The sequence below is a fragment of the Isoptericola sp. NPDC056618 genome (genome assembly GCF_042792715.1).
Lineage (GTDB): Bacteria > Actinomycetota > Actinomycetes > Actinomycetales > Cellulomonadaceae > Isoptericola > Isoptericola nanjingensis.
In genome coordinates this window covers 152,915-177,812 of sequence record NZ_JBHTVZ010000007.1, presented here as the reverse complement: position 1 = coordinate 177,812, position 24,898 = coordinate 152,915, and the positions used below count along the sequence as shown (strand labels likewise).

Annotated in this window: 23 protein-coding genes; 14 read left to right on the top strand and 9 right to left on the bottom strand. The window is 75.2% G+C overall.

Annotation, left to right across the window (positions count from 1 at the left end; translation table 11 throughout):
• Positions 1 to 38 precede the first annotated feature (38 nt).
• Positions 39 to 377, bottom strand: a complete 339-nt coding sequence (locus ACFQ8T_RS11470; RefSeq protein WP_430546655.1) for a YnfA family protein — start codon at positions 375 to 377, stop codon at positions 39 to 41.
• A gap of 47 nt (positions 378 to 424) precedes the next feature.
• Entirely contained in the window at positions 425 to 808 is a 384-nt protein-coding gene (locus tag ACFQ8T_RS11465) for a VOC family protein (RefSeq protein ID WP_430546654.1), read from the bottom strand.
• A 134-nt stretch (positions 809 to 942) separates the two neighbouring features.
• Here ACFQ8T_RS11465 and ACFQ8T_RS11460 point away from each other — a divergent pair, with 134 nt between their 5' ends.
• Positions 943 to 1,431, top strand: a complete 489-nt coding sequence (locus ACFQ8T_RS11460; RefSeq protein ID WP_430546653.1) for a GNAT family N-acetyltransferase — start codon at positions 943 to 945, stop codon at positions 1,429 to 1,431.
• Between the two features lie 7 nt (positions 1,432 to 1,438).
• On the opposite strand, the gene ACFQ8T_RS11455 is transcribed toward ACFQ8T_RS11460, so the two are convergent.
• The gene (locus ACFQ8T_RS11455; RefSeq protein WP_430546652.1) at positions 1,439 to 2,029 is read right to left on the bottom strand and encodes a TetR/AcrR family transcriptional regulator; all 591 of its coding nucleotides are present in this window, start codon (positions 2,027 to 2,029) and stop codon (positions 1,439 to 1,441) included.
• Between the two features lie 92 nt (positions 2,030 to 2,121).
• Here ACFQ8T_RS11455 and ACFQ8T_RS11450 point away from each other — a divergent pair, with 92 nt between their 5' ends.
• The 3 genes from ACFQ8T_RS11450 (at position 2,122) to ACFQ8T_RS11440 (ending at position 6,161) form a co-directional block, all read left to right on the top strand.
• Positions 2,122 to 2,748 carry an NAD(P)-dependent oxidoreductase gene (locus ACFQ8T_RS11450; RefSeq protein ID WP_430546651.1) on the top strand — a complete coding sequence of 209 codons (627 nt, stop codon included), beginning with the start codon at positions 2,122 to 2,124 and terminating at the stop codon, positions 2,746 to 2,748.
• 62 nt (positions 2,749 to 2,810) lie between these two features.
• On the top strand, positions 2,811 to 5,504 hold the full coding sequence (pcrA, locus tag ACFQ8T_RS11445; RefSeq protein WP_430546650.1) for a DNA helicase PcrA: 2,694 nt from the start codon (positions 2,811 to 2,813) through the stop codon (positions 5,502 to 5,504).
• Between the two features lie 54 nt (positions 5,505 to 5,558).
• The gene (locus ACFQ8T_RS11440; protein ID WP_430546649.1) at positions 5,559 to 6,161 is read left to right on the top strand and encodes a hypothetical protein; all 603 of its coding nucleotides are present in this window, start codon (positions 5,559 to 5,561) and stop codon (positions 6,159 to 6,161) included.
• A 13-nt stretch (positions 6,162 to 6,174) separates the two neighbouring features.
• Here the strand turns inward: ACFQ8T_RS11440 and ACFQ8T_RS11435 are convergent, their stop codons facing one another.
• On the bottom strand, positions 6,175 to 6,729 hold the full coding sequence (locus ACFQ8T_RS11435) for a Clp protease N-terminal domain-containing protein (protein ID WP_430546648.1): 555 nt from the start codon (positions 6,727 to 6,729) through the stop codon (positions 6,175 to 6,177).
• Positions 6,729 to 6,938, bottom strand: a complete 210-nt coding sequence (locus tag ACFQ8T_RS11430; protein WP_430546647.1) for an RNA polymerase subunit sigma-70 — start codon at positions 6,936 to 6,938, stop codon at positions 6,729 to 6,731. Before ACFQ8T_RS11430 ends, ACFQ8T_RS11435 begins: the two co-directional genes overlap by 1 nt.
• A gap of 269 nt (positions 6,939 to 7,207) precedes the next feature.
• On the opposite strand from ACFQ8T_RS11430, the gene sucC reads away from it, so the two are divergent.
• From sucC to purN, 4 genes are all read left to right on the top strand, one after another.
• The gene (gene sucC / locus ACFQ8T_RS11425; protein ID WP_430546646.1) at positions 7,208 to 8,377 is read left to right on the top strand and encodes an ADP-forming succinate--CoA ligase subunit beta; all 1,170 of its coding nucleotides are present in this window, start codon (positions 7,208 to 7,210) and stop codon (positions 8,375 to 8,377) included.
• A 37-nt stretch (positions 8,378 to 8,414) separates the two neighbouring features.
• Positions 8,415 to 9,311 carry a succinate--CoA ligase subunit alpha gene (sucD, locus tag ACFQ8T_RS11420; protein WP_429766179.1) on the top strand — a complete coding sequence of 299 codons (897 nt, stop codon included), beginning with the start codon at positions 8,415 to 8,417 and terminating at the stop codon, positions 9,309 to 9,311.
• Between the two features lie 118 nt (positions 9,312 to 9,429).
• On the top strand, positions 9,430 to 10,686 hold the full coding sequence (locus ACFQ8T_RS11415) for a DUF6350 family protein (RefSeq protein ID WP_430546645.1): 1,257 nt from the start codon (positions 9,430 to 9,432) through the stop codon (positions 10,684 to 10,686).
• Between the two features lie 57 nt (positions 10,687 to 10,743).
• Positions 10,744 to 11,400, top strand: a complete 657-nt coding sequence (purN, locus tag ACFQ8T_RS11410) for a phosphoribosylglycinamide formyltransferase (protein WP_429766183.1) — start codon at positions 10,744 to 10,746, stop codon at positions 11,398 to 11,400.
• 24 nt (positions 11,401 to 11,424) lie between these two features.
• On the opposite strand, the gene ACFQ8T_RS11405 is transcribed toward purN, so the two are convergent.
• Positions 11,425 to 12,000 carry an ArsR/SmtB family transcription factor gene (locus ACFQ8T_RS11405; protein WP_430546644.1) on the bottom strand — a complete coding sequence of 192 codons (576 nt, stop codon included), beginning with the start codon at positions 11,998 to 12,000 and terminating at the stop codon, positions 11,425 to 11,427.
• An 83-nt stretch (positions 12,001 to 12,083) separates the two neighbouring features.
• On the opposite strand from ACFQ8T_RS11405, the gene ACFQ8T_RS11400 reads away from it, so the two are divergent.
• Positions 12,084 to 13,409, top strand: a complete 1,326-nt coding sequence (locus tag ACFQ8T_RS11400) for an MFS transporter (RefSeq protein WP_430546643.1) — start codon at positions 12,084 to 12,086, stop codon at positions 13,407 to 13,409.
• A gap of 77 nt (positions 13,410 to 13,486) precedes the next feature.
• Here the strand turns inward: ACFQ8T_RS11400 and ACFQ8T_RS11395 are convergent, their stop codons facing one another.
• Positions 13,487 to 14,524, bottom strand: a complete 1,038-nt coding sequence (locus ACFQ8T_RS11395; RefSeq protein ID WP_430546642.1) for an SDR family NAD(P)-dependent oxidoreductase — start codon at positions 14,522 to 14,524, stop codon at positions 13,487 to 13,489.
• Between the two features lie 81 nt (positions 14,525 to 14,605).
• Between ACFQ8T_RS11395 and ACFQ8T_RS11390 the strand changes: the two genes are divergently transcribed.
• Positions 14,606 to 15,178: a helix-turn-helix domain-containing protein gene (locus ACFQ8T_RS11390; RefSeq protein ID WP_430546641.1), complete on the top strand. Its 573-nt coding sequence runs from the start codon at positions 14,606 to 14,608 to the stop codon at positions 15,176 to 15,178.
• A 152-nt stretch (positions 15,179 to 15,330) separates the two neighbouring features.
• Complete coding sequence (gene purH, locus ACFQ8T_RS11385; protein ID WP_430546640.1) at positions 15,331 to 16,968, top strand: bifunctional phosphoribosylaminoimidazolecarboxamide formyltransferase/IMP cyclohydrolase; 1,638 nt, start codon at positions 15,331 to 15,333, stop codon at positions 16,966 to 16,968.
• Between the two features lie 76 nt (positions 16,969 to 17,044).
• On the opposite strand, the gene ACFQ8T_RS11380 is transcribed toward purH, so the two are convergent.
• Positions 17,045 to 18,346, bottom strand: coding sequence for an NAD(P)/FAD-dependent oxidoreductase (locus ACFQ8T_RS11380; protein ID WP_430546639.1), 1,302 nt, complete (start codon positions 18,344 to 18,346; stop codon positions 17,045 to 17,047).
• Positions 18,347 to 18,419: 73 nt separating this feature from the next.
• On the opposite strand from ACFQ8T_RS11380, the gene ACFQ8T_RS11375 reads away from it, so the two are divergent.
• Positions 18,420 to 18,782 (top strand): DUF3017 domain-containing protein, encoded by a 363-nt coding sequence (locus ACFQ8T_RS11375; protein WP_429766195.1) that lies wholly within the window; start codon positions 18,420 to 18,422, stop codon positions 18,780 to 18,782.
• Positions 18,783 to 18,937: 155 nt separating this feature from the next.
• On the opposite strand, the gene ACFQ8T_RS11370 is transcribed toward ACFQ8T_RS11375, so the two are convergent.
• Positions 18,938 to 19,957, bottom strand: coding sequence for an MIP/aquaporin family protein (locus ACFQ8T_RS11370; RefSeq protein ID WP_430546638.1), 1,020 nt, complete (start codon positions 19,955 to 19,957; stop codon positions 18,938 to 18,940).
• 281 nt (positions 19,958 to 20,238) lie between these two features.
• Here ACFQ8T_RS11370 and ACFQ8T_RS11365 point away from each other — a divergent pair, with 281 nt between their 5' ends.
• Positions 20,239 to 21,228, top strand: coding sequence for a malate dehydrogenase (locus ACFQ8T_RS11365; RefSeq protein WP_430546637.1), 990 nt, complete (start codon positions 20,239 to 20,241; stop codon positions 21,226 to 21,228).
• A 50-nt stretch (positions 21,229 to 21,278) separates the two neighbouring features.
• A complete protein-coding gene (locus tag ACFQ8T_RS11360; protein WP_430546636.1) occupies positions 21,279 to 24,866 on the top strand; it encodes an ATP-binding cassette domain-containing protein in 3,588 nt (1,195 codons plus the stop codon).
• Positions 24,867 to 24,898: the final 32 nt, after the last annotated feature.

The window sequence follows — 24,898 nt, the reverse complement described above, 5'->3', positions numbered from 1 at the left end:
GCGCGATTCACCCCGGGATCACCCGCGCCCGGTCCGGTTCAGACGGCACCTCGCGGGGCGTACATGATCACCGCGACGCCGGCGAGGCAGAGCAGCGCACCGGCGACGTCCCAGCGGTCGGGCCGGAACCCGTCGACGACCACGCCCCAGACCAGCGACCCGGCCACGAAGACCCCGCCGTACGCGGCGAGGATGCGGCCGAAGTGCGCGTCCGGCTGCAGGCTCGCGAAGAAGCCGTACGCGCCGAGGGCGACGACGCCCGCGCCGATCCAGATCCAGCCGCGGTGCTCGCGCACCCCCTGCCACACCAGCCAGGCACCGCCGATCTCGAAGACGGCGGCGGCGAGGAAGAGCAGGATCGAGCGCAGCACGGTCATGCGCAGGAGTCTCGCGCGCAGACGGACCCCGCCGCGAGCCGCGCCGGTCAGCCTGCCGGGTTCTCGGTGACGTACAGCGTGTTGCCGTCCGGGTCGCGGAATTCGAACATCGGCGGCGCCTGCTCCCACAGCAGGAGGTCCCCGACGTCGGCCCCCGCGTCGGTCAGAGCCGCGTGAGCGGCCCGGGCGTCGGGCGTGACGAGCCGGATCCCGGTGTCGACGCCGGCGGGCAGCCCGTCACCCGCCCGCACCAGCGCGAGCGACGTCGCGGCACCCGGCGCGGCGACGTCGACCCACCGGAAGCCGGGCTGCAGCTCGGCGTCGAAGCGGACCTCGAACCCCAGCGGCCCGGTGTAGAAGGTGAGCGCGGCGTCCTGGTCGCGGACGGGGACCGCGACGGTATGGACCCCGGTGAATCGTGCTGCGGCCACGGTGGTTCCTCCTCGGACGACGACCCGGCGCCGGTCGCGCCGGGTGCGGTACGGGTGGGACGGCCGCCGGGGGCGGATCTCATCGGCGCGCGGCTTAAGGTGTCGGGCGGCAGGCACGGCAGCTCGGAGGAACCATGACCCAGCAGGACGCCCGGCAGCGGCGCGACGACCGGTGGACGGTGCGTGTCTCGACGCTCGACGAGCTGGACGCGCGGACCGCGTACGCGGCGTGGCAATTGCGGCAGGACGTGTTCGTCGTCGAGCAGGAGTGCGCGTACCCCGACCTGGACGGCCGGGACGCCGAGCCCACGGCGCGGCACGTCGTCCTGCTCGACGGTGACCGGGACGGCCGGGTGGTCGCGACGGCGCGGGTGCTCGACGACGGCGACGTGCAGCGCATCGGCCGCGTGGTGTGCCACCCGGACGTGCGCGGCTCGGGGGCGTCGGGCGTGCTCATGCGGGCCGCGGTGGAGGTCGCCACCGCCGCCGCCCCGGGGGCCGACGTCGTCCTCGGCGCGCAGTCACCGCTGACCGGCTTCTACGGGCGGTTCGGCTTCGCCCCGGACGGGCCCGAGTACCTGGAGGACGACATCCCGCACACGCCGATGCGGCTGCGTCGGTAGTTCTCGTCTACGCCGTCGGGCCGGCGGCCGGCGCGTCCAGGCGGACTGCGCCGACGATGCCGCGCGCCCGCGCGGCGGCACCGGGCACGGCGTCGCGCCCGGCGTAGACGGCGAGGAACGCCTCGAACAGCGCGGCCCCGGCCAACGTCCGCGCCACGGCCTCGGTGTCGACGCCGGGGTCGAGGCGTCCGTCGCGCGCCTCGGCGTCGAGGTAGGCCTGCACCTGGAGCGCCGGGCCCTGCGGGCCCGCACCCCGGCGCCCCACGCCCTCGCGGTGCGCGACGAGCAGCTCCGGCGCGCCGAGGATCGACGCCGCCATCGGGAACGACCGGGCGTAGAACGCGAGCAGCTGGCCGACGAGGGTCGTGACGTTCTCGACGACGGTCGCGCGCCCGACGAGGTCCGCGGGGGCGTCGAGGCGGGGGGCGCGCTCCGACAGGACGCCGAGGAACAGCTCCTGCTTGTCGGCGAAGTGCTTGTAGAGCAACGCCTCCGAGCAGCCCGCCGCGCGCGCGATCTCCTTGGTCGTGGCCCGGGCGATCCCGCGCTCGCGCAGCACGCTCGCCGCGGCGTCGAGGATCCGGTCGCGCGTGCTCATGGGTTCTCCCGTCCCGTTGACATGCCCGTGCGGGCACCCCCATCCTAGGGGTGAGTAAACACTTACTCACCCCGAGGAACGAGGAGACGACCATGAAGATCGCCGTGCTGGGAGCGACGGGACGGACCGGACGCCTGGTCGTGGTGGAGGCTCGGCGCCGCGGCCACCACGCGGTGGCGGTCGTGCGCGACCCGGCACGCCTGGGCGACCTGACCCCCGACGGCGTCGCGACGGCGGACGGCCTCGACGCCGCCGCGGTCACGGCCGCGCTCGCCGGGATGGACGCCGTCGTGTCGGCGCTGGGCCCGGTGCCCGGCAGCGCACCCGGCGTGCAGGGGGAGCTGACGGAGGTGCTCGTCGACGCCGCCCGCGCCGCCGGGGTGCGCCGCGCCGTCGTCGTCACCGCGAGCGGCTGGGTGGTCGACGGCGACGACCCGTTGTCCCGCTACCTGGCCAAGCCGATCCTGGCGCGGGCGCTGCGCGACGCGAACGCGGGCTTCGCCGTCGCCGAGCCGGCGGTGCGGGAGTCCGGGCTCGACTGGACGATCGTGCGGCCGCCCATGCTGCGCGACGGCGCGCCCCGCGGCGCGTACCACCAGCGCCGGGACGGCAACGTGCGCTGGCGCTGGTCGATGCGCCGCGCCGACCTCGCCGCGGCGGTCTGCGACCTGCTGGAGGACCCGACGGCCGTCGGCGCGACCGTCTCGGTCGCCGGCTGAGGGGCGGGTCACGGCCCGGGCGGCACCGGGATGTCGGCCGCGGAGCCTACGCTTGGTCCACGATGACCTCCCTGTTCGACAGCCTGTCCCTGCCCGGGTTCGACCACGCCGCGAAGGACGACACGGCACGCCTGCCGTCCACCGCCCCGCGCTGGGACGACGACGCCGCCGACCCGACGTCCGGCGCGCCGGCGTGGGTGCGCGACGCCGCGGCCGAGGCGCACGACGGCGGGTCGGGCGAGGGGCGGCCGCGCTCGCGCGGGGCGTTCTCGCACCTCGACCCCGAGGCCCTGCTGGAGGGGCTGAACCCGCAGCAGCGGGCCGCCGTCGAGCACGCGGGCTCGCCCCTGCTCATCGTCGCGGGCGCCGGGTCGGGCAAGACGCGCGTGCTCACGCACCGCATCGCCTACCTGCTGGCCACCGGCCGGGCCCGGGCGGGGGAGATCCTCGCGATCACGTTCACCAACAAGGCCGCGGCGGAGATGCGCGAGCGCGTCGAGCACCTGGTGGGCCCGGCGGGTGGGCGGATGTGGGTCTCGACGTTCCACTCCGCGTGCCTCCGGATCCTCCGCAAGGAGGCCAAGACCCTCGGCCTGCGCTCCAGCTTCTCCATCTACGACGCGGCGGACAGCCAGCGCCTCATCACGCTGGTGACGCGCGAGCTCGACCTCGACGCGAAGAAGTACCCGGCACGGTCGCTGGCGCACAAGATCAGCGACCTCAAGAACGAGCTGATCGACCCCGAGGCCTACGCGCAGAGCTCGGGCGCCGACGCCACGGAGGAGGGCTGGCGCGAGCGCACCGCCCGCGCGGCGTCGTCGGGCTCGCTGCCGACGCAGGCGCCGGAGTTCGACACCGTGCTGGCGGACGTCTACCGGCGCTACCAGCAGCGGCTGGCGCAGGCGAACGCGCTCGACTTCGACGACATCATCATGACGACGGTGAACCTCCTGCAGGCGTTCCCGAACGTCGCGGAGCACTACCGCCGCCGGTTCCGGCACATCCTGGTGGACGAGTACCAGGACACCAACCACGCGCAGTACATGCTGGTGCGCGAGCTGGCCGGCGCGACGGTGGACGGGCCCGGCGTCGACGGCCTGGACCCCGCGGAGCTCACCGTCGTCGGCGACGCCGACCAGTCGATCTACGCCTTCCGCGGCGCCACGATCCGCAACATCGTGGAGTTCGAGGAGGACTACCCGGACGCCACGACGATCCTGCTGGAGCAGAACTACCGCTCCACCCAGACGATCCTCACGGCCGCGAACTCCGTCATCTCGCGCAACCCGGACCGCAAGCCCAAGCGGCTGTGGACCGACGCCGGCGCGGGGGAGAAGATCGTCGGCTACGTGGCCGACGACGAGCACGGCGAGGCGCGGTTCGTCGCCGAGGAGATCGACCGGCTCGGCGACAAGGACGGGGTGCGCCCCGGCGACGTCGCGGTGTTCTACCGCACCAACGCGCAGTCGCGCGCGCTGGAGGAGGTGCTGATCCGCGTCGGCCTGCCGTACAAGGTGGTGGGCGGCACCCGCTTCTACGAGCGCCGCGAGGTCAAGGACGCGGTCGCCTACCTGCGGGCGCTGGCGAACCCGGACGACGACGTCAACCTGCGCCGCGTGCTCAACGTGCCCAAGCGGGGGCTGGGGGACAAGGCGGAGTCGCTCGTCGCGTCGTTCGCCGACCGGGAGCGGATCTCCTTCGGGGCTGCGCTCGAGCGCGCAGACGAGATCGGCGGCATGACCTCCCGCACGTCAAAGCCGCTCACGGCGTTCCGCGACATGATGCGCGAGCTGCGCGCCCTCGTCGACGACGGCGAGCCGCCCGCCACGATCCTCGGCGCCGTCCTGGACCGCACGGGCTACCTCGCGGAGCTGCGCGCGTCGGACGACCCGCAGGACGCCTCGCGCGTCGAGAACCTCGCCGAGCTGCACGCCGTCGCGGCGGAGTTCAGCGAGCTGGACCCGGAGGGCGACCTCGCGGACTTCCTCGAGCGCGTGTCGCTCGTGGCGGACGCCGACCAGATCCCCGACGAGGACGTGGCCGACGGGGAGGCCGAGCAGGAGCCCAAGGAGGACCAGGGCGTAGTCACGCTCATGACCCTGCACACCGCCAAGGGTCTCGAGTTCCCCGTCGTCTTCCTCACCGGCATGGAGGACGGCACGTTCCCGCACATGCGGTCGCTGCACGACGACTCCGAGCTCGCCGAGGAGCGGCGGCTGGCGTACGTCGGGATCACCCGCGCCCGGCAGCGGCTGTACATCTCCCGGTCGGCGGTGCGCTCCGCGTGGGGGGCGCCCAACGAGTTCCCGCCCAGCCGGTTCCTCGAGGAGGTCCCCGACGAGCTGTGGGACTGGCGGCGGCGCGAGTCGTCCACCCAGTACCTGCGCCGCGGCGGGTCCGCGTGGGGCGGTCAGACACGGGGGTCGGCGCGCGGCGGGGCCGGCGCCGGCTCGTCGGGCGGCGCCTGGTCGCCTCAGCGGAGGTCGCCGTCCGAGGGCGTCGGCGGCCGGATCGGGCGCCCGAAGGACGCGGGCACGACGGCGGGCACGGGCGCGACCTTCGGCTCGGCCACCCCGCGCAAGGACGCGGACGTGCCGTCGCTCGACGTCGGCGACAAGGTGACGCACGACGCGTACGGCCTCGGCACGGTCGTCTCGCTGGAGGGCAGCGGACCGAACTCCGTCGCGCGGATCGACTTCGGCGCCGACGGCACCAAGCGGCTGCTGCTGCGGTACTCGCCGGTCACCAAGCTCTGACGGCCCTCGCGGGGTCGCCGCGCGGGCGGGGCGGCGCGCTGGCATCGTGACCGTGTGCTGCTCGACGCCAGGACGCTGCGCGGGCTCGCCGACGGGACGGTCACGCACACCTACCGCCGGTGGTCCGTGGTGCGGGTGCGGGCGGGGTCGACGATGCGCACGCGCGTCGGCGTGGTCGAGGTGACGGGCGTCGACCCGGTGGGGCCGGAGGACGTCGACGACGACGCCGCCCGCGGCGCCGGGTTCCGTTCGGGGGCGGCCGCGCGGGCCTGGATCGAGCGCCGGGGCGAGGGCGAGCTGTACCGGGTGGGCCTGCGTCTGGCGGGCCCGGACCCGCGGGTCGCGCTGCGCGAGGACGACGACCTCGACGCCGCGGCCGTGGACGCGATCCGCGCCCGCCTCGCGCGGATGGACCGCGCCGCGCCCGAGCCGTGGACCCGCGCCTACCTGGAGCTGATCGCGGCGCGACCCGCCGTCGTCGCGCGCACCCTCGCCGAGGGCCTGGGCATGGAGCGCGACCCGTTCAAGATCCGCGTGCGCCGGCTCAAGGAGCTGGGCCTCACCGAGAGCCTCGAGGTCGGGTACCGCGTGTCGCCGCGCGGCCGCGCCTACCTGACCGCCACCGCCGAGCCGCGGGACGCAGACCCGGTGCCGTGAGCGTTCGGGCGGGTCAGGCCGCGCGGGTCTCCTGCTCGGCGGCGGCGCGGAGGGCGGCGACATCGCTGCCCGCGTCGCGGAGCGCCGACTCGAGGAGGCGGCCGCCGGGGCAGTCGGCGCGCAGGACGCCGAGGAGCAGGTGGCGGTCGTCGATGCCCTTGTCGCCGAGACGGATCGCCTCGCGCAGCGAGAGCTCGAGCGCCTTGCGGGCGTCGGCGGTGAACGGCCAGTGCTTGCGCCGTCGCGTGCTGCGCCGGGCGGCCCGGTCGAGCGCTCCCGCGCCGAAGGTCTCGTCGGCGCGCCGGCTGACCTCGTCGAGATCGATCCCGACGGCCGAGAGGGCGTCGGCGTCGAGCACCTCACCCCGTCGGACGGCGTCGCGCGCGAGCGCGGCGACGTCGTCGGCCCGGACGCCGCACGCCTCCAGCGCGGCGGGCGTGCGCCCTGCTCCCTCGGCGAGCGTGATCACCAGGTGCCGGGTGTCGATCGACTCGGAGCGCTCGCGCTCCGCGACCTCCACGGCGCCCTGCACCGCGGCGCGGGCGTCCTTCGTGAACCTCTCGAACATCAGATCCTCCTGCCGTGCTTCTTGTGGACCGCCTGCTTGCTCACGCCGAGCGCGTCGGCGACGTCCTGCCACGACCAGCCGAGCTGTCGCGCGCGCTCCACCTGGAGCGTCTCGAGCCGGTCCGCCAGGTCGCGCAGCGCACGGACGGCGCGGAGCCCTTCCGTGGGGTCGTCGCCGGCGGCCGCGCCGACGAGCGTCGTCTCCGTCATGCCGTCAACTCTGGTTGACGATGGACGAGTTGTCAACCAAGGTTGACCCGCGAGCTGTCAGGGTCACGCGCACGTTTCGATGGTCCCGGTCCTGACAGGCCGGGCGGCGGCGTGTGGGATCGGTCACCTGCGGCGGGGGATTGCAGGGCCGCGGTTCCCGGCGTCGTGCGGGTCGGACTACCCTGTTCGGGGATGTCTTGATGTCGAGACATCCGTTCGTGCCGGCCTCTGCCGACCCAGGGGCACCACCGATGGAAGGACGCAGCAGGGTGGACCTGTTCGAATACCAGGCTCGCGACATCTTCGAGAAGCACGGCGTGCCCGTGCTCGGCGGCGTCGTCGCGACGACGCCCGAAGAGGCTCGCGCGGGTGCAGAGAAGCTCGGCGGCGGGACCGTCGTCGTCAAGGCCCAGGTGAAGACCGGTGGCCGCGGCAAGGCCGGCGGCGTCAAGCTCGCCCACTCCCCGGCGGAGGCCGAGGAGAAGGCCGGCGAGATCCTCGGGATGGACATCAAGGGCCACACGGTCCACCGCGTGATGATCGCGCAGGGCGCCAAGATCGCCGAGGAGTTCTACTTCTCCGTGCTCCTGGACCGCGCGAACCGCAACTACCTCGCCATGTGCTCCGTCGAGGGCGGCATGGAGATCGAGCAGCTCGCCGTCGAGCGGCCCGAGGCCCTCGCCCGCGTCGCCGTCGACCCGATCGTGGGCATCGACGAGGCCAAGGCGCGCGAGATCGTCGACGCCGCGAACTTCGCCGAGGACCTCAAGGCCCCGGTCGCCGACGTCATCCAGAAGCTCTGGACGGTCTTCACGGCCGAGGACGCCACGCTCGTCGAGGTGAACCCGCTGGTCCGCACCGAGGACGGCTCGATCGTCGCCCTCGACGGCAAGGTCTCGCTCGACGACAACGCCTCCGAGGTGCGTCACCCCGACCACGAGGCGCTCGAGGACAAGGCCGCGGCGGACCCGCTGGAGGCCAAGGCCAAGGAGAACGGCCTCAACTACGTCAAGCTCGACGGCGAGGTCGGCATCATCGGCAACGGCGCGGGGCTCGTCATGAGCACCCTCGACGTCGTCGCCTACGCCGGCGAGGAGCACGGCGGCGTGAAGCCGGCGAACTTCCTCGACATCGGCGGCGGCGCCAACGCCCAGGTCATGGCCAACGGTCTCGACGTCATCCTCAACGACCCGCAGGTCAAGAGCGTGTTCGTCAACGTGTTCGGCGGCATCACCGCCTGCGACGAGGTCGCCAAGGGCATCGTCGGCGCGCTGGAGATCCTCGGCGACGAGGCCACCAAGCCGCTGGTCGTGCGCCTCGACGGCAACAACGTGGACCTCGGCCGCGCCATCCTGCGCGAGGCGAACCACCCGCTGGTCACCCTGGCCGAGACCATGGACGGCGGCGCGGCCAAGGCCGCCGAGCTCGCCCACCTCTGAGCGCCCCGCCGACGTCGAAAGCAGAGATTCGAGAACAATGTCGATCTACCTGAACAAGGACAGCAAGATCATCGTCCAGGGCATCACCGGCGGGATGGGTGCCAAGCACACCGCCCTGATGCTCGACTCCGGCGCGCAGATCGTGGGCGGCGTGAACGCCCGCAAGGCCGGCACCACCGTGACCCACAAGGACCACGAGGGCAACGACGTCACGCTGCCCGTCTTCGGCACCGTCAAGGAGGCCATGGCGGAGACCGGCGCGAACGTGTCGGTCCTGTTCGTGCCCCCGGCGTTCACGAAGGACGCGGCCATCGAGGCCGTCGACGCCGAGATGCCGCTGATCGTCGTCATCACCGAGGGCGTCCCGGTGCAGGACTCGGCCGAGGTCTTCGCCTACCTCCAGGGCAAGAAGACCCGCATGATCGGCCCGAACTGCCCCGGCATCATCACGCCGGGCGAGTCGCTGGCCGGCATCACGCCGCACACCATCACGGGCAAGGGACCGATCGGCCTCGTGTCGAAGTCGGGCACCCTGACCTACCAGATGATGTACGAGCTGAAGGACCTCGGGTTCTCGACCGCCATCGGCATCGGCGGCGACCCGGTCATCGGCACCACGCACATCGACGCGCTCGAGGCCTTCGAGAACGACCCGGAGACCCAGGCGATCGTCATGATCGGCGAGATCGGCGGCGACGCCGAGGAGCGCGCGGCCGCGTACATCAAGGAGCACGTGACGAAGCCGGTCGTCGGCTACGTCGCCGGCTTCACCGCCCCCGAGGGCAAGACCATGGGCCACGCCGGCGCCATCGTCTCCGGCTCGGCGGGCACCGCGCAGGCCAAGAAGGAGGCCCTCGAGGCCGTAGGCGTGAAGGTCGGCAAGACGCCGTCCGAGACCGCCGAGCTCATGCGCGAGATCCTCAAGTCGCTCTGACCCGAGGGCGCTCCGGCGCCGCGCACGACACACAGACGGCGCCCGTCCCCTCGCCGGGGGGCGGGCGCCGTCTGTGTGTCTGCCGGGTTCTGCCAGGCGCGCGGGTGACGATGGGCCGGTGAGCGCACCACCCGGCACCCGACCCGCCCGCACCGCCCGGACCGTCGACGGCGACGGCCCCGCGCGGCGCCCCGGCCGTGGGGGCGAGCGCTTCGCCGCGGCCACCTCGGGCGCGTGGGCCACCGTGCAGGGCGTCGTGCTGTCCGGTGCCGTCGTCGTGCTCCTCGCGGTCGTCGGTGTGCTCGGCGGGTCGCCGGACTCCGCCTGGACCGGGGCGGTCGGCGTCGCCACGGGGCTGTGGCTGCTGGGGCACGGCGTGCCGATCGACGCGGGCGGCGGCGTGATCACGCTCGTGCCGCTCGGCATCGGTGCCCTCGCCGTGTTCACGACCTACGTGTCCGTCAAGCGCTCGGCGCTGCCCACGCCGGCCGCCTGGGTCGCGGCGACCGTGACGTACGCGGCGGCGACCGTCGCCCTCGCCGCCGCGACCGCCGGCGTGGCGGGCGGCGAGGGGCTCGCGGCCGCCGGCCCCCGGCTCGGCCTCGCGGCGCTCGGCGGCGCCGTCGTGGGCGGGGCGGGCGCCGCGCTCGGCATCCTCGTCCCGCCGGACCGGCCCGAGGTCGTCGTCCCCGGCGGCCTGCTCGACCGCGCGGTGCCCGACGTCGCGCGGCTCGGCCTGCAGGCGGGCACGGTCGCGCTCGCCGCGCTGACCGGGCTGGGGGCCGCGCTCACCCTCGTGTGGGTCGTGGCGGGGCGGGCGACGTCGGAGGACGTGGTGACCGGCCTCGACCCGGGCTGGATCGGCGGTGTCGTGTTCGCCGTCGCGCAGCTCGCGCTGCTGCCCAACCTCGTGCTGTGGGCGACGTCGTGGCTGGCCGGGCCGGGGTTCGCCGTCGGGCAGGGCACCGTGTTCGCCCCGGGCGGGACCGAGGCGGGCCCGCTGCCGGCCGTGCCCCTGCTGGGCGCGCTGCCCGGCCCCGACTGGTCCGGCCCGACGGCCGCGGTCGCCGGCCCGCTCGCCGTCGTGGCCTGCGGCGCGCTCGCGGGCTGGTTCGCATGGCGACGGCTCGACCCGGAGCGGGTCCGCTGGGCCGACCTGGCCCAGGTGCTCGCGGGCGTGGTGCTGCTCGCCGGCGTCACGACCGGGCTGCTGCAGCACTGGGCCGGAGGAGCGGTCGGTGCGGGACGCCTGGCGCAGGTGGGCGCGGACCCCCTGCTCACCGGCGCGGTGGTGGCCGTCGAGGTCGGCGCCGGGGCGGCGGTCGTGCTGGCGTGCGCGCACCTGCAGGTCGGTGGGCGCCTCCGGCGGGAGTAGGCCTCGGTCTCCTTCCGGGCGCGGCGGACGGCGCGGACGCGCGGGTAGGGTGACGTCGTGCAGACCCCGTCCGGCCACCCCGTCGCGTCCACGTCCGCCCAGGGCACGGCCCAGGCCAGGCTCGTGGTCCTGGCCTCCGGCGGCGGCTCCAACCTCGCGGCGCTGCTCGCCGCCCACGACGACCCGGCCTACGGCGCCCGCGTCGTCGGCGTCGTCTCCGACAAGCCCGGTGCCGGGGCGCTCGACCTGGCCCGCGACGCCGGCGTGGCGTCCGTCGTCGTCGCCCCGCAGGACTTCGACGACCGCCCCGCGTGGAACGTCGGCGTGGCAGAGGCCGTCGCCGTCTTCCGGCCCGACTACGTGGTGCTCGCCGGGTTCATGCGGATCCTCGCGCCCTCGTTCGTCGAGCGTTTCGCGGGGCGGATCGTCAACACCCACCCCGCGCTGCTGCCGTCGTTCCCCGGCGCGCACGGCGTGCGGGACGCCCTCGCCTACGGCGTGAAGGTCACCGGCTGCACCGTGCACGTCGTCGACGCCGGCGTCGACACCGGGCCGATCCTCGCCCAGGCCGTCGTCCCCGTGCTCGACGGCGACGACGAGTCCGCCCTGCACGAGCGGATCAAGGTCGCGGAGCGTGCGCTGCTCGTCGAGACCGTCGGTCGCGTCGCCCGCGAGGGGCTGCGCGTCGACGGGCGGCGCGCGCTCGTCGGCTGACCACGGCCGTCGACCGCGGGGACGTCAGACGGTCGGCTCGCGGGCGGTGTCGCCGCTGACGTCGTCGCGCGGGCCGAAGGCGCTCAGCACCTGGTAGACCTCCCGGGCGACGGCGGGCTCGTCGCGGGCGTCCTGGTGGCTCCGGTCGGCCCAGCGGCTCAGCAGCTCGGCGACCTCGAGCGCCATCTGGTCGGCCTGCTCCTTGGTGAGCAGCATGGTCAGGAGCATGAACTGCCGCTTGGCGTCGTCGTCGTCGCCGTCGTGGTGCGCGAAGACGTCGGCGGTCCACTGCAGCGCGGGGCGGACGATGGCCTCCCCGGCGCCAGGGGAGTCCGACTTCACGCGGTAGCTCTGCGCCACGTTGGTCCAGACCCGGTCGCGCTTGTCGCGCGCGTGCTCGGGCGCCTCGACGATCATCCCGGCCTTGGCGAGCACGCGGAGGTGGAAGCTCACCGAGTTGGCGGGCTGCCCGATCGCCTCGGCGAGGTCGGCGGCGCGGGCGTGCTCGAGCACCGAGAGCTGCATGAGGATCCGCTGCCGCACGGGGTGGGCGAGAGCGCGGAGCGCCTCCGGCTCGGTGATCTCCATCGTCTCCTGCACGCGCCCGAGCCTAGCAAGATCCCGCAGGAATCAGTGCGCAACAGCTATTGCGCAATAGATGGTGCGGGATTACGGTCGTGCCCATGACGCAGACCACGGCGGCCGCGGAGCCGCTTCCCGTGAGCGAGACGCCCCATGTCGGAACCGCGGCCGGCGCCGCCGAGGCCCCGGTGCCGCTGCGCCGCAACCGCCCGTACGTCCTGCTGATGTCCGGCCTCACGACGCAGTCGCTCGGCGGCAGCGTCGCCCGGTTCGCCGTGCCGCTGCTCGCGCTCGGGCTCACCGGCTCGGCGGCTGCCGCGGGCACGATCGCCGCGGTGGGCCAGGCCGGGGCGCTCCTCGCCACGCTGCCGGCGGGGGTCGTCGCGGACCGGACCGACCGTCGTCGGCTGGTCGTCGTCGCTGCCTCGGTGGCCGCCGTCCTGTGGGCGTCCGCGGTCGTCGCCGCGGCCCTCGGCGGCCTGACGGCGTGGCACCTGGCGGCGGTCCTGTGCGGGTCCGCCGTCGCGGCGGCCTTCCTCGACCCGGCGATCAGCGGCGCGTTCCGGGCGGTGGTGCCGACCGCCCAGCTGCCGACCGCCTACGCGACGGCCCAGGGTCGCGACGCCGTCGCGGGGATCGCCGGGGGCCCGCTCGGTGGCCTGCTCTACGGCGTCGCGGCGGCGCTGCCGCTGGTGGGCGCGGTGGTCGGGCACGCCGCGACGGCCCTGTGCGCGTGGTTCGTGCGCGCGCCGCTGAACGACGACGTGACCCAGGCGCGTGCGACCCGGCCGCTCGCCGCGCTGCGCGAGGGGCTGGGGTACGTGTGGGCGGTGCCGCTGTTCCGGGCGAGCCTCGGCCTGTTCGTCGCGGTGAACGTCGCCGTCAACGGGATGCTCGTCGGGATCAACCTCGAGCTCGCGCGCACCGGCACGCCCCCGGTCCTCATCGGCGTCGTCGGGACCGTGGCCGCCGGCTCGATGCTGCTGGGCGCTCTCGCGGCCCCGGCGCTGGTCGCGCGGCTGCGCCTCGGCGTGCTGACGGTGCTGGCGCTCGTCCCGGTCGTGCTCGCCTTCGTGGGCATGGCCCTGCTCCAGACCTACGTCGCGTACGTGGTGCTGGTCGGGGTCGGGATGCTCATGGTCCCCGCGGTGAACTCGGCCATGGCGGGCTACACGGCCGCGATCACCCCCGACGGGATGCAGGGTCGTCTCGCGTCCGTGCTCGGGCTCAGCGGGGTGGCGGCGATGCCGCTCGCCCCGCTGGTCGGCGGCACCCTTCTCGAGGCCGGTGGCATCGGCGTCGTGCTGTGGACGCTGGTGGCGCTGCTCGCCGCGACCGTCGTCGGGCTGGCCCTCGTGCGGTCGCTGTGGCGGGTCGGCACGCCCGACACCTGGGCCGACGACGCCCTCCCGATGCCCGCCGAGTGATCCCGAGCCGTCAGGGTGGGCGCGGGATGCACCCCGCGTTCACCCTGACGGCTCGCCGGGCTCCTGGCGGGCCGGGGTCAGACGGCGGACCAGCCGCCGTCGGAGGCGAGGATCGCGCCGTTGAGGTTCACCGCGTCGGTGGACAGCAGGAACGTGATCGACGCGGCGAGGTGCTCCGCCGTCGCGATGCCGGGGATGTTGCCCATGAACCGGCCCAGCCGCGCGCCCCCGAACTCGGCCTGCGCGGGCACCTGGATGCCGGTGGCGACGCCGCCGGGCGCGACGGCGTTCACCTGCACGCCCGTGCCCGCGTACATCACGGCGGAGGACTTGGTGAGCCCGACGACGGCGTGCTTGGACGCCGTGTACGCGGCGCCCGCGGCGGACCCGCGCAGCCCGGCCTCCGAGGCGACGTTGACGATGCGGCCGCGGCCCGCGGCGAGCATCCCGGGCAGGACGGCGCGCATGAGGCGCATCGTGCCGTCGACGTTCACGCGCATCACGCGCTCCCAGGTCGCGTCGGTGAGCTCGTGCACGGCGCCCATGTCGTCCATGATCCCGGCGACGTTGGCGAGGGCGTCGACGCGCTCGCCGGCGGCGCGCACGACCTCCTCGACCGACTCGGCCGACGTGATGTCGCCCGCGACGGTGACGACCTCGGCGCCCGGCGCGACGCCGGCCAGGGACGCCGCGAGCTCGTCCAGCTTCTCCTTCGCCAGGTCGACGGCGACGACGCGACCGCCCTCGCGCGCCACGCGGGACGCGACGGCGCGGCCGATGCCCGAGGCCGCGCCCGTGACGACGACGGTCTGGCCGGCGAAGCGACCCGGCGTGACCTGCTCGGCCCAGGGCGCGGGGACGGGGGAGCCGCCGCCGGCGGGGTCGGCGTCGGTGTCTCCGGGCGCCTGCTCGCGGTACGCGGCGACGAGGCCGTCGACCATCTCGGCGGGGAACTGCCCGTTCGACAGCGCCACGAGCTGCTCGAGCGGGAGGTTGCGCGCCGGGGCGAGCGCCTCGGCCGACGCGCCGGCCTGCTCGAGGACGGCGCCGAGGATGCGGCCTCCGACGGGGTGGTCGAGCCACTCGCCGACGGTCGAGGATGCGGACAGGGCCATGGTGCTCTCCTTGCTGGCTGGTCCCTCACGGGCTGCTGTCGTGCTAACCGGACAACACTGTCCGGTTGCTAGTCTATTCCGGTGTCCACCGCCCGGAGCAACCCGCGCCCGTCCACCCGGAGCAACCCCGGTCCCGCGGCGGCGGCCCGCAACCGCGCGGCGCTCCTGGAGGCCGCGCACGCCGTCTTCGCCGAGTCCGGCACGGCCGCGCCGCTCAGCTCGGTCGCGCGACGCGCCGGCGTCGGGCAGGGCAGCCTCTACCGGCACTTCCCGGACCGCGTCTCCCTCGTGGCGGCCGTCGTCGAGGAGAACGTGGACACGCTGGAGGCGGCGTCGGCCGCGGGCGCCGCGCTGCCGGAGCTCCTCGGCCTCGTGACGCGGCACGCCATCGAGTCCGTCGGGGTGGTCGACCTGCTGGTCGAGGACCGGCCGGGGCGCATGCTCGAGCTGCGCGACCGCGTCGCCGCCGTGCTCGCCGCGCACCACGACGCGGCGCTCGCGGCCGGCCAGGTGCCCGCCGGCACCTCCGTCGAGGACCTCATGCTCGGCGTCGAGCTCGTGGCCGGCGCCCTCACCCGGCGCCCTGCGGCGGACCGGGCGGACACCGCGGCCCGGGCCTGGCGTCTGCTCGGCATGGACGTCGCGCTGCCGTGACCGGTCCCGGCGACGTTCGATAGACTCGCCGTGGCCGTGACTGGCGAGGGTGGGTCACCACCGGGGAGCGGCCGACACGTCCCGCCATGCGCGCCGCCCGCCTGGGTGCGAGGGTCTTTCCGCGAGAGAACCCGCCCGAGGAGAACACACTCATGTCCGGAGCACACTCCGCTTCCCACGTCACGGCCCCCGACGTCCAGCTCGCCGACGACGCCCAGCGCCCCGTGCGCCGCGCGCTGCTCAGCGTCTACGACAAGACCGGCCTGACCGAGCTCGCCACCGCCCTGCACGCCGCGGGCGTGGAGCTCGTCTCCACCGGCTCCACCGCCACGAGGATCGCCGACGCCGGCGTCCCCGTCACGCGCGTCGAGGAGCTCACGGGCTTCCCCGAGTGCCTCGAGGGTCGCGTCAAGACGCTGCACCCGCGCGTGCACGCCGGGATCCTGGCCGACACCCGCAAGGCCGACCACCTCGCCCAGCTCGCCGACCTCGGCATCGAGACGTTCGAGCTCGTCGTGGTGAACCTGTACCCCTTCGCGGCGACGGTCGCGTCCGGCGCCGGCCCGGACGAGGTCGTCGAGCAGATCGACATCGGGGGGCCGTCGATGGTCCGTGCCGCGGCGAAGAACCATCCGAGCGTCGCCGTCGTCGTCGACCCGGCGCGCTACGACGACGTCGTCTCCGCGGTCCAGGGCGGCGGCTTCAGCTTCGCGCAGCGCAAGCGCCTCGCGGCCGCCGCGTTCGCGCACACCGCGCAGTACGACGTCGCCGTGGCCTCCTGGTTCGCCAGCGACTACGCGCCCGACGAGACCGCCCTCGAATCGCACATGCCCGACGTCGCAGGCGCGGCGTTCGAGCGCGCCGCGGTGCTCCGCTACGGCGAGAACCCGCACCAGAAGGCGGCGCTGTACACGCGGACCGACGGCGGCAGCGGCCTCGCCCAGGCGACGCAGCTGCACGGCAAGGCGATGAGCTACAACAACTACGTGGACGCCGACGCCGCCTGGCGCGCCGCGCACGACCACGAGGGCCCCGCGGTGGCGGTCATCAAGCACGCCAACCCGTGCGGCATCGCCGTCGGCGACGACATCGCGCAGGCCCACGCCCGCGCGCACGCCACCGACCCGGTGTCGGCCTACGGCGGCGTCATCGCGGCCAACCGGGTCGTGACGAAGGCCGCGGCCGAGGGGATCGCGCCGATCTTCACCGAGGTCGTCGTCGCTCCGGGATTCGAGCCCGAGGCGCTCGAGATCCTGCAGAAGAAGAAGAACGTGCGCCTGCTCGTCGTCGACACCCCGCCGCAGGCCGTCGCCGAGAACCGCCCGATCTCCGGCGGCATGCTCGTCCAGGAGGTCGACCGGTTCCAGGCCGAGGGCGACGACCCCGCGTCGTGGACGCTCGCCGCCGGCGAGGCCGCCGACGAGGCCACGCTCGCCGACCTCGCGTTCGCGTGGAAGGCCGTCCGCGCCGCCAAGTCCAACGCGATCCTGCTCGCCGCCGACGGTGCCGCCGTCGGCATCGGCATGGGCCAGGTCAACCGCGTCGACTCCTGCCGCCTGTCCGTCGAGCGCGCGAACACGCTCGCCGAGGGGGCGGAGCGGGCGCGCGGCGCGGTCGCCGCGTCCGACGCGTTCTTCCCCTTCGCCGACGGCCTTCAGGTGCTGCTCGACGCCGGCGTCCGCGCAGTCGTCCAGCCCGGCGGGTCCATCCGCGACGCCGAGGTGATCGAGGCCGCGCAGGCCGCCGGCGTGACGATGTACCTCACCGGGACGCGCCACTTCGCGCACTGAGGAGTGCCGAACAGGCGGTTGACACCGTGATGGGCCATCTTCGGGCCCCAGAACGGTGTCGACCGCCTGTTCGGCGTCAGGGGGCGACGGCCGACTTCAGCCGGACGGCGGGGTCGGTGGCCCTCGCGAGGTCCAGGCGGAGCGGCTCGCCGCGGCTCATGAGACGCCGGACGCCGCCGACGTCGCGCGGCGAGTCGACGAGGAGGACGGCTCGGACGGTCGCGACGCCGTCGGGCGCGTCGTCGAGCCCCGTGCTCTCCGCCGGGTCCAGGTAGAGCGCCGCCCACGGGCCCTCGCCGGGGGTGCCCCGCAGCACCACGGGGGAGGCGTCGGGCCCGGTGGTGACCGGCAGGCCCAGCAGCGCCAGGTCGTGCCCGAGCTGCTGCGAGAAGACGTACGGTGCGTGCCCGGCGCCGGCCGGCTCGACGCCGAGCATGGCGCGCACGGTGGGGTCCGGGTCGTGCAGCGCGGCCGACCAGTGCCCGCCCGGCACCGTGCCGAACACGGGGTGCGCGCGCGACGCGACGTCGCCGACCGCCCAGACGCGGGGATGGCCGGGGACGCGGCCGTCGCCGTCCACGAGGAGCGCGCCGCGCGCGTCCAGGGGCAGCGTGCCCTCCAGCCAGCCCGACGCCGGCCGCGCGCCCACGGCGGTGAGCACGAGGTCCGCCGGCACGTGCTCGCCGTCGGCGAGGACCACGCCGGAGCCCTCCACGGCCGCCACCGCGGCGCCCGTGCGCAGGCGCACCCCGGCGGCCCGGTACCAGCCCGCGAGGAGCGCCCCGACGTCGGGGCCCAGCTGGCGCGACAACGGGGCGTCGGCCGCCTCGAGCACCGTGACGTCCGCCCCGGCGCCCGCGGCGACCCCCGCGACCTCGGCGCCGATCCAGCCCGCGCCCACGATCACCAGGCGCAGCCCGTCGTCGGCGCGCAGGGCCGCCCGCAGGCGGTCGGCGTCGGCGGCCGTGTGCAGCAGCGACGACGCGGAGAACCCCGGCGGGACGACCGGGACGGAGCCCACCGCGAGCACGACGGCGTCGGCCGCGACCTCGTCCCGTGACGTCGTGACGACCACGCCGTCCGGCCCCGAGGCCAGCGACAGGGCGGGCTCGGCGAGTCGCACGTCGTCGGCCAGCGCCTCGACGTCGACGCCGAGGTCCGCGCTCAGCCACACGGGCTCGGGCCGCGTCAGCAGCTCCTTGGAGAGCGGCGGGCGGTCGTACGGGGGCACGCCCTCCGCGCCGAGCAGCGTGATCCGCCCGTCGAAGCCGTGCGTGCGCAGCGCGGCGACGGTCTGCGCGCCGGCGAGGCCGGCGCCCACCACGACGACGGACCGGAGGGGAGGACGGGGAGAGACGTCGGAGGTCGGCTCGGGCACGGTCCTCACCGTAACCCTGCGGGCGTGGAGGTCCGGCGCTCGCACCGGTCGCGCGACGGTAGGCTCGGCTGCCGTGGATCCCCGTGCGCTGCCCGACCCTCCGCGTGACCCCGGAGGGGCCGAGCCCGCGCCCGCGTGGCACACGGTCGGGGCGAAGGGCGAGGAGCCGGCGCGCCCCCTGCCCGGCCCCGAGCGCGCCATCGTCACCGTGCTCGCGGGCATCGTGCTCGCCGTCGTGCTCGGCGTGCTGGTCGGGGCCCGCGTCGGCACCGGCACCATCGCGCTGACCCTCGCCGTCGCCGGCACGTGGCGGGCCACGTCGGCCACCGGGCCGGTCGGCCTGGTCGTGCGGAGCCGGGGCTTCGACGTCTTCCTGTGCTGGGGCGGCGCAGTCGTCATCGGCGTGCTGGCCCTGACCGCCCCCGGCCTGGGCTGAGCGCCCCGATCAGCCCGCCGAGCCGCGAGGCTCGCGGACGGCCACGATCCCGGCCGTGCGCACCCTTCGGGTCTCCGCCGGCTCGCGGGTGAGATCCTCCGCGGACGGCACGAGGGCCGGCACCCCGCGGGTACCGGCCCTCGTGCGTCGGGGCGTCAGGCGCGCGGCGCGTCGCCCTTCGGCTCGTCGGTGCCGGGCTTGGCGTCGTCGACGTCCTGCCCGTCCCACTCGCCCTCGTTCTCGTCGACCTCCGACGCCGTCGGAAGGGCGCCGTCGTCGACGACGTCGTGCTCGGGAACGGTCCGCTCCTCGACCGTCACGGCCGTGTACTCGACCTCGGTCAGCGCGAGGGCGGGCACGGGCTGGAACGCCCGGACGAACAGGGCGGCGAGTGCCGCGCCCACCAGCGGGGCGACGACGAACACCCACAGCTGGCCCCACGTCCAGCCGCCGCCGAACACCGCGGAGGCGAACGAGCGGGCCGGGTTGAGCGACGCGTTGGTGACCGGCCAGGCGACGATGAGCATCGCGCCGAGGGTCAGCCCGATGACCACCGGGGCGAAGGTGACGGACGTGCGCTTGCTCGTCACGCCGAGGATCACGCCGACGAAGATCGCCGTGACGATCACCTCGACGAGGACGGCGGCCCACATCGTGAACTCGACCGGGGAGCCGCCCTGCTGCGCCGCGGCCGCGGTGAGGTTCGCGGCCGGGGAGTGCGTGCCGAAGCCGTTGGCGGTGAGCTGGAAGAACTCCGCCTTCGTCGTCACCTGCGCGAACGGCAGGACCGAGTCGGGGATGATCGAGAACATCACGGCCGCGGCCGCGGTGCCGCCCACGAGCTGGGCGGCCCAGTACGGCACCAGGTCCCGCCACGCGGCACGGCCGGCGAGCGTCAGGCCGAAGGTCACGGCGGGGTTGAAGTGGCCGCCGGAGACGCCGCCGACCGCGGCGATGGCGCCCATGACGAGGATCCCGCCCGCGAGCGCGACGGTGATGATCTGACCGTTGTTGAACAGGTTGAAAGTGGCGGTGCCGACGATGCCGAGCACCAGCACGAACGTGCCGAAGGCCTCGGCGGCGAGCCGGGCGAACAGGCCGTGCTGCGGGGTGCCGGCCGCCGTGTCGACGTCGGCCGGGGCCGTACCGCCCTCGGCGGCGATGTCCTGGGACATGAGGGTCCTTCTCTGCTCGGGAGACGGGCGTCTCGGTGTGCCCCCCGCGGTGGGAGGGCCGGTCGTGCGTGACCGGCCTCACGGCCGGCTGCGCGGGCATGCTTCCACCGTGGTCTGAACGGTTGCTGAGCGCGGGCCGACGGTGGCGCTCCTGGCACGTTACCGCGCGTCGTCCCAGGTCGCGCTCCACCACGACGGTCGGCGCGCCGGTCGGCGGCGTCGTCGAGGGCCGGGCCGGGGTGGCGGTCGACCCCGGCGCCCGGCTGCGTCAGAGTAGGGGCATGACCACACCAGTGAACGTCACCGTCACCGGGGCGGCGGGCCAGATCGGGTACGCGCTGCTCTTCCGGATCGCGTCGGGCGCGATGCTCGGCCCCGACACGCCTGTGCGGCTGCGGCTGCTGGAGATCCCGCAGGCGGTGAAGGCAGCCGAGGGGACCGCGATGGAGCTCGACGACTGCGCCTTCCCCCTGCTGGACGGCATCGACATCCACGACGACCCGACGGCGGGCTTCGCGGGCACGAACGTCGCCCTGCTGGTGGGGGCCCGGCCGCGCGGCCCGGGCATGGAGCGGGCGGACCTGCTCGAGGCGAACGGCGGCATCTTCGGGCCGCAGGGCCGGGCCATCAACGCGGGCGCGGCCGACGACGTGCGGGTCCTGGTCGTGGGCAACCCGGCCAACACGAACGCGCTGATCGCGGCGTCGAACGCGCCCGACGTGCCGAAGGACCGCTTCACGGCGATGACGCGCCTCGACCACAACCGCGCGCTGTCCCAGCTCGCGAAGCGGGCGGACGTGCCGGTCTCGCAGGTGCGCCGCGTGACGATCTGGGGCAACCACTCCGCGAGCCAGTACCCGGACGTGTTCCGGGCCGACGTCGCGGGCACGCCGGGCGCCCGCTACGCGGACGAGGACAAGCTCTGGCTCGCGGACGACTTCATCCCGACGGTGGCCAAGCGCGGCGCCGCGATCATCGACGCGCGCGGGGCGTCGTCGGCGGCGTCCGCGGCGAACGCGGCGATCGACCACGTCCACGACTGGGTGCTGGGCACGCCCGAGGGCGACTGGACCAGCGCGGGCCTGTGGTCCACCGGGCAGTACGGCGTGCCGGAGGGCCTCGTCTCGTCGTTCCCGGTGACGTCGTCGGGCGGTGCGTGGGAGGTCGTCGAGGGCCTCGAGATCGACGACTTCTCCCGCGAGCGGATCGCGGCCAGCGTGCAGGAGCTCTCCGAGGAGCGGGATGCCGTGCGTGCGCTCGGCCTGATCTGACGGAAATTCTGCGGCGGAGCGTCGGGGGCGCCGCATAGGCTTCTCGGGCCATGATCGACGCCCCTGCCGCGCGCGCGGAACACACCTCCACCACGACCACGCCGACGGACCCGTCCCGCCGCCTCGACTGGCGGAGGCTGCGCGGGCCCGTCGCGGCGGTCGCGCTGGTCGCGCTCACCCTCGGGGCGGTGGGTGCCGCGCTCGGCACCGTCGTCGCGGGCCGCCTCGCGGAGGACCCGACGGGGGCGCTGCTGTCGCTGCTCGCGCTCTGCGTGGTCGGCGCCGCCCTGTTCGACACGGCCGGGCAGGTCGTGTGGGCGGGCGTCGTCGACCGCGCCGAGGGGCGGCTGCGCGGCGACCTGCTGACCGCGGCGCTGCACCAGCCGCTCGCCACGCTCACCGAGCAGGCCGTGGGCGAGGTGCTCGACCGGGTCGACGACGACACGCACGCCGTCGGCACGCTCGTGCGCCGCCAGCTGTGGGGCGCGGGCCGCACGGTGGTCGGCGTCGTGCCGATGTACGTGGTCGCCGGCGTCACCTGGTGGCCGGCGTGGATCCTGTTCCCGCTGCTGGGCGCGCTCGCGGGCGTCCTCGTGCGCCCGATGCTGGGCGAGATCGCCCGCCGCAAGGTGATCGAGGAGGCAGCCTGGACCGACCACGCGGCCGCGTTCGAGGAGTCGGTGGCCGCCCGCGACGACCTGCGCACCAGCCTCGGCCAGCCGTTCGCGATCCGCCGACTGGCGCAGCGCTCGGCGGACGTGCACCGCAAGTTCCGCGACGTGGTCGTCGTCGAGTCGAAGATGCTGCGCCGGGCCGGCCTGGTGCTCGCCGCGCTCCTCGCCGGCGTCGCCGTGGCCGGGGCTGCGCTCGCGTCGGGCGGCACTCTCGCCGTCCAGGACCTCGTGACGCTGTTCCTCGTCACCTCGATGTTCGTGGGCCAGGTGGACAACCTCATCCACCACCTGCCGGACATCCAGGAGGGGCTGGGCGCCATCACGCGCATCCGGCAGATGCTGTCGGTCGAGCCGGAGCCGAGCGGCGGGCGCGACCTGCCCGAGGGCCCGGTGGGCATCGAGCTGCGCGACCTGCACTTCTCGTACGCCGAGGGCACCTTCGCGCTGCAGGGCGTGAACCTCCGCGTCCCCGCGGGGCAGACGGTGGCGCTCGTCGGGCGCACCGGCTCCGGGAAGTCGACGCTCGCGTCGCTGCTGTCGCGCGCCGTCGAGCCGGAGCCCGGCACGGTGTTCCTCGGCGGCGTCGACGTCCGCGACCTCGACCTGCAGAAGCTGCGCGCCGCGGTGGGCGTCGTCACGCAGCGCACCGAGATCCTCGCCGGCACGCTCGCCGAGAACGTCGCGCTGTTCGCCGACGTCCCGCGCGAGGACGTCGAGGCGGCCGTGCGCGAGCTGCGCCTGGAGGCCTGGGTGTCGGGCCTGCCCGACGGTCTCGACACGCTGCTCGGCCCGGGCGGCACGTCGCTGTCCGCGGGGGAGGAGCAGCTCGTCGCGTTCGCGCGCCTGCTGGTGCGCGACGTCCAGGTGGTGGTGCTCGACGAGGCGACGGCGCGCATGGACCCGCTCACCGAGGCCCGCGTGGTCGCGGCGTCCGAGCGGCTGCTCGCCGGGCGCACGGGCGTGCTGGTCGCGCACCGGCTCACGACCATCGAGCGGGCGGACCTGCTCGCCGCGCTCGACCACGGCCGGGTCGTGCAGCAGGGCCCCCGGGCGCGGCTCGCCCGCGAGGACGGCCCGTACCGCGACCTGCTCCTGGCGAGCGACGCCGCGGACGCACCCGTCGCGAGCGCCGGTGCCGCCGAGGAGGTCGCGTCGGCGCTCACCGGTCACCGGTCGACGCCGTCGAGCGCGCCGTCGGGCACCGTGAGCGCCGCGCCGGCGGCGTCGCACGACGTGGGCGGCAGGCGCCGCCGCGGCGAGGCGCCGGACCTCGCCGACCCGGGCGAGGGCCCGAGCCTGGCGCGCGGCGTCCTGCACGCGCTGTTCGTGCGCCCCGCGTGGGGCGTGGTCGGCGCGGCGCTCTTCCTCGTGGCGAGCCTCGTCTCCGCGCAGGGCGCGCTGACCGGGTTCCTGTGGGGGCGGGCGGTCGAGGGGCTCGACGCCGGCTTCCCCACCGTGCTCATGGTCGCGTTCGCCGTGCTCCTCGTCGTCGCGCCGCTGGCGCTCGCGTGGGCGCTGTACGTCTACCCGCGGTGGTGGGTGGAGGTGCTCCTGCGCGTCCGGATGGCGGTGATGGTGGGGCAGACGCGCCAGGAGCGCCTGCGCGCCACCCCGCCCGGCGAGGTCGTGGCCCGCGCCATGGACTCCGACCGGTTCGTGCGCTACGCGGACCGCTGGGTCGACTTCGTCAACGGCCTGGTCATCGCCGGCGTGACGGCGCTGCTCAGCGGGTCGTGGCTGGCCGGCGGCGTGCTGCTGGCCGTCATGGTGGTCTCGGCGGCCGCGTCGGCGATCGGTCGGCCGATCGCGGGCCGCTCGGCCACCCGGTCGTCCGCCGCGCGCGCCCGGTTCGGCCGGGCCCTCGTCTCCGCGCTCGACTCCGCGCGCACGGTGAAGCTCGCCGCGCGGACGCCGCAGGTGCACGCGCACCTGCGCGAGGTGGACGGCGGCCGCGTCCGGGCCGCGATCTTCGAGCACCGGATCCAGGCCGCTCTCGACGGCGTGCCGATGATCATGGTGCAGCTCGGTGTCGTCGCGGCCTGGGCGGGCCTGCTCACCGGCACGTGGGGGCTGGCGACCGCGCTGCTCGTCGCGAACGCCGTGAACGGGTTCGGCTGGTTCGGCGTCGTGGCGGGGGCGGTCGTGACGGAGGCGCCCGGCACGCGGTCGTGGCAGCGGGCCACCGGCCGGTTCGCCGCGGGGGCCGACCTCATGGACCTGCCCGCGGGCGTCGACCTGCTCACCGGTGACGCGCCCCGGCCGGCCGCGGGCCCGCGCGAGGCGCTGGAGCGGCTGCGGCTCGAGGGCGTGACCGCGGTGCACGACGACGGCACCATCGGGGTGTCGGGGGTGGACCTGGAGGTGCGGCGCGGCGAGCTCGTGCTGCTGCTCGGCCAGGTCGGCTCGGGGAAGTCGAGCCTGCTGTCCGCGCTGAGCGGCCTCATGGAGCACACCGGCCGGATCCGCTGGAACGAGCGGGACGTCGAGGACGCCCAGGCGTTCCTGCGCCCGGGCCAGGTCGCGCACGTCGCGCAGGTGCCGCGCGTGCTGTCCGGCACGTTCAGCGAGAACGTGCGCCTGGACCACGAGCGCGACGTCGACGGCCCGGTCGCCTCCGCGCGCCTGGGGCAGGACGTGGACGAGGCGGGCGGGCCGGATGCGCTCGTCGGCCACCGCGGGGTGCGGCTGTCCGGCGGGCAGGTGCAGCGACTGGCGCTCGCCCGCGCGCTGGCGACGGACGCCGAGCTGCTGCTGGCCGACGACGTCTCCAGCGCGCTGGACGCCACCACGGAGATCGAGCTGTGGGCGTCGCTGCGCGAGCGCGGCACCACCGTCGTCGGCGCGACGTCGAAGCGCGCGGCCCTGTCGCGCGCGGACCGCGTCGTCGTGCTCGCCGACGGCGAGATCGCCGATGTCGGCCCGTGGCACGAGCTCGCGCCGCGCTGGGGGCACCTGGCGGGCTGACCGTCGTTCGGTCGTGGGCGCTCGTGCGGCGC

Bases quoted from the DNA above. Each gene is read 5' to 3' on its own strand.
- ACFQ8T_RS11470 (WP_430546655.1), bottom strand. From the start codon at position 377: ATGACCGTGCTGCGCTCGATCCTGCTCTTCCTCGCCGCCGCCGTCTTC.
- ACFQ8T_RS11460 (WP_430546653.1), top strand. From the start codon at position 943: ATGACCCAGCAGGACGCCCGGCAGCGGCGCGACGACCGGTGGACGGTG.
- ACFQ8T_RS11455 (WP_430546652.1), bottom strand. From the start codon at position 2,029: ATGAGCACGCGCGACCGGATCCTCGACGCCGCGGCGAGCGTGCTGCGC.
- ACFQ8T_RS11450 (WP_430546651.1), top strand. From the start codon at position 2,122: ATGAAGATCGCCGTGCTGGGAGCGACGGGACGGACCGGACGCCTGGTC.
- pcrA (WP_430546650.1), top strand. From the start codon at position 2,811: ATGACCTCCCTGTTCGACAGCCTGTCCCTGCCCGGGTTCGACCACGCC.
- ACFQ8T_RS11435 (WP_430546648.1), bottom strand. From the start codon at position 6,729: ATGTTCGAGAGGTTCACGAAGGACGCCCGCGCCGCGGTGCAGGGCGCC.
- ACFQ8T_RS11430 (WP_430546647.1), bottom strand. From the start codon at position 6,938: ATGACGGAGACGACGCTCGTCGGCGCGGCCGCCGGCGACGACCCCACG.
- sucD (WP_429766179.1), top strand. From the start codon at position 8,415: ATGTCGATCTACCTGAACAAGGACAGCAAGATCATCGTCCAGGGCATC.
- ACFQ8T_RS11400 (WP_430546643.1), top strand. From the start codon at position 12,084: ATGACGCAGACCACGGCGGCCGCGGAGCCGCTTCCCGTGAGCGAGACG.
- ACFQ8T_RS11395 (WP_430546642.1), bottom strand. From the start codon at position 14,524: ATGGCCCTGTCCGCATCCTCGACCGTCGGCGAGTGGCTCGACCACCCC.
- purH (WP_430546640.1), top strand. From the start codon at position 15,331: ATGTCCGGAGCACACTCCGCTTCCCACGTCACGGCCCCCGACGTCCAG.
- ACFQ8T_RS11370 (WP_430546638.1), bottom strand. From the start codon at position 19,957: ATGTCCCAGGACATCGCCGCCGAGGGCGGTACGGCCCCGGCCGACGTC.
- ACFQ8T_RS11365 (WP_430546637.1), top strand. From the start codon at position 20,239: ATGACCACACCAGTGAACGTCACCGTCACCGGGGCGGCGGGCCAGATC.
- ACFQ8T_RS11360 (WP_430546636.1), top strand. From the start codon at position 21,279: ATGATCGACGCCCCTGCCGCGCGCGCGGAACACACCTCCACCACGACC.